The sequence below is a fragment of the Carnobacterium sp. genome (assembly GCF_032094055.1).
Classification (GTDB): Bacteria; Bacillota; Bacilli; order Lactobacillales; family Carnobacteriaceae; genus Carnobacterium_A.
Genome location: NZ_DAMDAK010000016.1, coordinates 15,457 through 20,261 on the forward strand (window position 1 = coordinate 15,457; position 4,805 = coordinate 20,261).

General features: G+C 37.9%; 5 protein-coding genes. 3 read left to right on the top strand and 2 right to left on the bottom strand.

What is annotated here, in order from left to right; genetic code table 11:
* The 3 genes from RT405_RS04080 to RT405_RS04090 form a co-directional block, all read left to right on the top strand.
* On the top strand, window positions 1-996 hold a 996-nt coding region (locus RT405_RS04080; RefSeq protein ID WP_313467788.1), incomplete at its 5' end, for a heavy metal translocating P-type ATPase.
* Window positions 997-1,037: 41 nt separating this feature from the next.
* Window positions 1,038-1,250, top strand: a complete 213-nt coding sequence (locus RT405_RS04085; RefSeq protein ID WP_313467790.1) for a heavy metal-associated domain-containing protein — start codon at window positions 1,038-1,040, stop codon at window positions 1,248-1,250.
* Window positions 1,251-1,806: 556 nt separating this feature from the next.
* The gene (locus tag RT405_RS04090) at window positions 1,807-2,799 is read left to right on the top strand and encodes an ABC transporter substrate-binding protein (RefSeq protein WP_313467792.1); all 993 of its coding nucleotides are present in this window, start codon (window positions 1,807-1,809) and stop codon (window positions 2,797-2,799) included.
* 16 nt (window positions 2,800-2,815) lie between these two features.
* Here RT405_RS04090 and RT405_RS04095 read toward each other — a convergent pair whose 3' ends face one another.
* Window positions 2,816-3,349, bottom strand: coding sequence for a biotin transporter BioY (locus RT405_RS04095; RefSeq protein WP_313467794.1), 534 nt, complete (start codon window positions 3,347-3,349; stop codon window positions 2,816-2,818).
* Entirely contained in the window at window positions 3,346-4,344 is a 999-nt protein-coding gene (locus RT405_RS04100) for a biotin--[acetyl-CoA-carboxylase] ligase (protein WP_313467796.1), read from the bottom strand. The genes RT405_RS04095 and RT405_RS04100 overlap by 4 nt, the downstream gene beginning before the upstream one ends.
* Between the last annotated feature and the right edge of the window lie 461 nt (window positions 4,345-4,805).

Below are 4,805 nucleotides of genomic sequence, written 5' to 3' on the forward strand. Positions count from 1 at the left end.
AGCGGGACAGCACTTGAAGCAACTCATCAAGTCGAAACTATCGTTTTTGATAAGACAGGAACCATCACAGAAGGCAAACCTAAAGTAACGGATATCATCAATACAAATGAATTTTCTAAGGAAGACTTGCTGCTTTTAGCTGCTTCTGCTGAAAAAGGATCGGAACATCCACTAGGTGAAGCGATTGTCAATGCAGCAGAAGAACAAAAGATGACTTTATTGAAGACACATGATTTTAACGCTGTTCCGGGACATGGAATTGAAGGAACGATAAATGATCAGTTTGTTTTATTAGGAAATAAAAAATTAATGGATGAACGTTCAATTTCATTGGGAATGTTGACCACTGTTTCAGATGAATTAGCAGGTCAAGGAAAAACGCCTATGTATGTAGCGGTTGATGGTCAATTGGCTGGTATCATTGCCGTTGCAGATACGATCAAAGAAAATAGTAGAATGGCCATTGAAAAATTGCATCGCATGGGATTAGAAGTTGCGATGATCACGGGCGACAATACCCGGACTGCTGCTGCGATTGCCAAACAAGTTGGAATCGACCGCGTCTTAAGCGAAGTGTTGCCAGAAGAAAAAGCAAACGAAGTGAAGAAACTCCAAGCTGAAGGCAAAAAAGTTGCGATGGTAGGAGACGGGATCAATGATGCACCGGCTTTAGCACAAGCTGACATCGGAATTGCTATTGGTTCGGGAACAGATGTTGCCATTGAATCAGCGGATATTGTTTTAATGAGAAGCGATTTGATGGACGTTCCAACGGCAATTGAATTGAGCAAAGCAACCATCAAGAATATCAAAGAAAACTTATTTTGGGCCTTTGCTTACAACACATTGGGCATTCCGGTCGCAATGGGAATCTTGTTCTTATTCGGCGGACCATTATTGAATCCGATGCTTGCTGGAGCAGCGATGAGTTTTAGTTCTGTATCGGTTCTATTGAATGCTTTGCGGTTAAAGAGATTTAAACCAACTACAAAGTAAATAAAAAAGTAAGACCACTAACTTTACGAGGAGAGATAAGAATGCAAAAAGAATTAACGATCGAAGGTATGAAATGTGAAGGCTGTGCTAGTACAGTTGCTGAAAAAATTCAAGCAGTAAACGGTGTTGAACGTGTAATAATTGATTTAGATAGTAAGACGGCTGTGGTAGAAAGCCAAAAAGATATCAATGAATCGGTATTTCAAGAGGCGCTGGCTGATACCAGCTACGCTGTTGTACCAAACGCTAAATAATATATTTAGGAAAAGAAGAACAGATGCTGATTATCAATCAGTATCTGTTTTTTTGAATGAATATAAAACAGAAAACTGATTGGTGGGAATCAAAACTTTTTTAAAATTAGTTGACTTCCACAGCGTTATTCAGTATGCTTTGTTTATCAAATTCAAATTGTGAGGGATTATTATGGAAAAGCAATCAGCGATCCAGAATCAACTACAATTAAATAACTATTACTTTAGCTATCTTAGATGCTGTTTGTAGAAATGATTACTCATGGATGCAAACAACTAACAACTTTGTTTGTATCTATAATGGCTAGAGCTCTTTGAGTTTGATGATTTAGGCCACATAGATGAAATTTAAAATCTAGGTGGTTATCACATAACTTTTATACTAAAATGTCTTTTTGTTGAACACAGACGAAACACCCACCTAGATTTTATCCAAAATCTAAGTGGGTGTTTTTTTATTGGTTAGGAAAGTTGTTTGTCATTAATGGGTTAGCTAAAAGAGGAGTGCTGATGGGCTTCTCTTTTGGATAAACCAAAAAAATAGGAGGAAGAAGAAATGAAAAATAAGCAAAGAAAAAATAATAAATTAGTAGGTTTAGCTATGGCATTTATTGCAGCACTCAGTTTGGCAGCATGCGGAAATGCAGCAGGCAGCCAAAAGGATGAAGTCGTACACGTAGGTATATTGCAGTTTATGGAGCATGGCCCATTATCTTCTGCTCGTGAAGGATTTTTAGATGAGTTAGCAAAAGCAGGTTATGTTGAAGGCGAAAATTTAATAGTTGATTACCAAAATGCACAAGGAGACCAAGCCAATTTGCAAAGTATGAGTGAGCGGTTAGCTGGAGAAAATGATGTGATTTTAGCTATTGCAACTCCTGCAGCTCAAACGTTAGCCAATTTAACGAGTCAAGATCCCATTTTGTTTACAGCTATTACAGATCCTGTTGATGCTGGTTTAGTGGAAAGCAACGAAATTCCAGGTATGAACCTTACCGGAACAAGCGATATGGTTCCGATTGAAGATCAAGTTTCTTTGTTATTGTCTCTTACACCTGACGCTCAAACGATTGGTATTATTTACAATTCCAGTGAACCGAATTCTAAAGTTCAAGCTGATTTAGCACAAAAAGCGCTTGAATCTGCGGGAGTGAAAGTTAAAATAGCAACGGTCACAACAACTAATGATGTTCAACAAGTGATGACCTCTCTGGCTCAAGAAGTTGACGGAGTCTACATTCCTACAGACAATACTTTGACCAGCACGATGCCAACTGTCAGTGAGATCGCGAAAGAACACAGCTTGCCAGTAGTTCCAGGATCAGCTGGAATGGTGGAATCAGGCGGATTAGCAACTTACGGTATCACATACGAAGACTTAGGACGTCAGACAGCACGGATGGCTTTGGAAATAATTAAGCAGGGGAAAAAACCAGCTGAAATGCCAGTAGAAACCTCCGATCATTTAGAACTGTTTATCAATGAGGAAACAGCCGAATCCCTTGGTATTGACCCAGCTAGCATCGTTATGCCAGAAAAAGCAGATTAACAAACAAGAACCTCAATTAAATGGATGTTTGAGAACGAGCAATTTTTCCGCGTAACCGCAGACCAAGAGCAATGGCAATAACCGCTTTGATGATGTCCCCGGGAATAAAGATCAACATTCCCATTTGGAAAATTTGAAATACTGATAAGTTGCTACCCAAATAACCATTTAAAATAAATGCCATATAAGGAAGTCCAATCAGGTAAATAATCAGCGAGCCGATAAGAACAGCTACTGAAACAGTTTGCATAGAGAAACGGTATTTTTCTAATATAAACGCGATAACATACGCTCCTGCTGCAAAACCAAAAACAAAGCCAAAACTTGGAGTGAGGAAAGATTGAAATCCATTTATAAGGATGACTAAAATTATATGCAATCCTTGCGATACAAGGGCATTGTTTTTTGTCAGCAATACTCCTGTCAACAAAGCAAATAAGGTTTGCAGGGTTAAAGGAATCGGCCCAAGAGGAATACTGATAAATCCGCTGATAAAGGTTAAGGCAGCCATAACACTGCAATACGTAAGATCTCTTGCATTCATTTTCATTTTAGATTCTCCTTATTAAATGGACGTTTGATGGTTATTTCGCCATAAGATAAGGTACGGTGTTCGCCATCTCTCATCTTAACGATCAAACCGCCTTGTTGATCAAGATCAATTGGAACAGCTTCAAACTCTTGCTTTCCTTGTTTAAAGTTGATTTTTTTTCCAAAGACAAAACAACGTTCTTTGTAAGCTTTGAGATATTCTCTAGTCTCAATCTCTTGGTAAATATAATGGAATTGATTAACGATTTCAGCAATTAACTCATTACGAGTTAGTTCAGGGTTTTCTGAGGATAATAAACTTCCTGCGATGGATTGCAATTCTGCTGGAAAGCCTTCAAGTGGCATTCTAAAGTTTAAACCGATTCCCAGAATAATCGTTTCAATCGTTCCATTTTCAAAATTTGTGATGGCTTCCGTTAAAATACCTGAAATTTTATACCCATCTAAGTAAAGATCATTGACCCATTTGATTTGCGGTTTCTTATTTGTTACTTTTTCAATCGCCAAACAAACCGCAACGGCAGCAGCAGTTGTGATCAATGTTGCATCCATTGTCGTCAAATGCGGTTTTAGGATAAGGCTCATGTAAATGCCTGTTTTAGGTGGAGAATAGAAAAATCTTCCTAAACGTCCTTTGCCTTTTGTCTGTTCTTCAGATAAAACGATCGCTTCTGTAGTTGCTTGGTCAACGATTATTTTTTTCGCTTCATTATTAGTCGATTCCGTTGTTTTCAAAATATGAAAAGGCCGTTCTTTTAATTCTGGCAGCAAGAAAGGACGTATCGCTTCAGCCGATAAAAGATCAGAAGTTGCCGAGAGACAATACCCTTTATTCGGTACTGCTTCAATTGCATAACCATCTTCTTTCAATAAATTGATCGCTTTCCAAATAGAAGTTCGAGAAAGCTGTAAGGTATCCGCTAATTCTTGTCCAGAAACAGCGGATCCTTTATTTTTTTCTAAAAAAGTCAATACACGTTGTTTTGTTGTCATACCCTTCACCTCTTTAACGAAAGTGTAACGATTTAACAAATGAATGGCAACCAGTTTTTGTTTCAGGGTAACGATAAAATGTAGAGATACCGAAAAATGGATGAGGAAAAAAATAGCTCCTAAAGAAAAGAAAGGGACAAATGCTAACTGTATAAAGTCATTTTTTAGCTAATTGTGTTACTATTGTTTTGAAGCAAATTACTAATGTGATTAAGCAAAATTTAAGTATTGTCTGGTTCAAGCTTATAGGGGTGATCCTTGCTGAATCATTACCTGTCAGACCGAAATACGCATAAAAAAAGAAGGACAGAGGAGTTTTTATATGGAGATGAACGAATTTCTTGAGTTTTGCAAACAAGGGCATCCAATTTCAGAAGAGGATAAAGAAGTAAATGAACTGTCAGCCCGCTGCAGTGATGAAGCTCAAAAACTCACTATGACTTTGAATACATCCTATCATT

Coding starts and splice junctions, on each gene's coding strand:
- RT405_RS04085 (WP_313467790.1), top strand. CDS start 1,038: ATGCAAAAAGAATTAACGATCGAAGGTATGAAATGTGAAGGCTGTGCT.
- RT405_RS04090 (WP_313467792.1), top strand. CDS start 1,807: ATGAAAAATAAGCAAAGAAAAAATAATAAATTAGTAGGTTTAGCTATG.
- RT405_RS04095 (WP_313467794.1), bottom strand. CDS start 3,349: ATGAAAATGAATGCAAGAGATCTTACGTATTGCAGTGTTATGGCTGCC.
- RT405_RS04100 (WP_313467796.1), bottom strand. CDS start 4,344: ATGACAACAAAACAACGTGTATTGACTTTTTTAGAAAAAAATAAAGGA.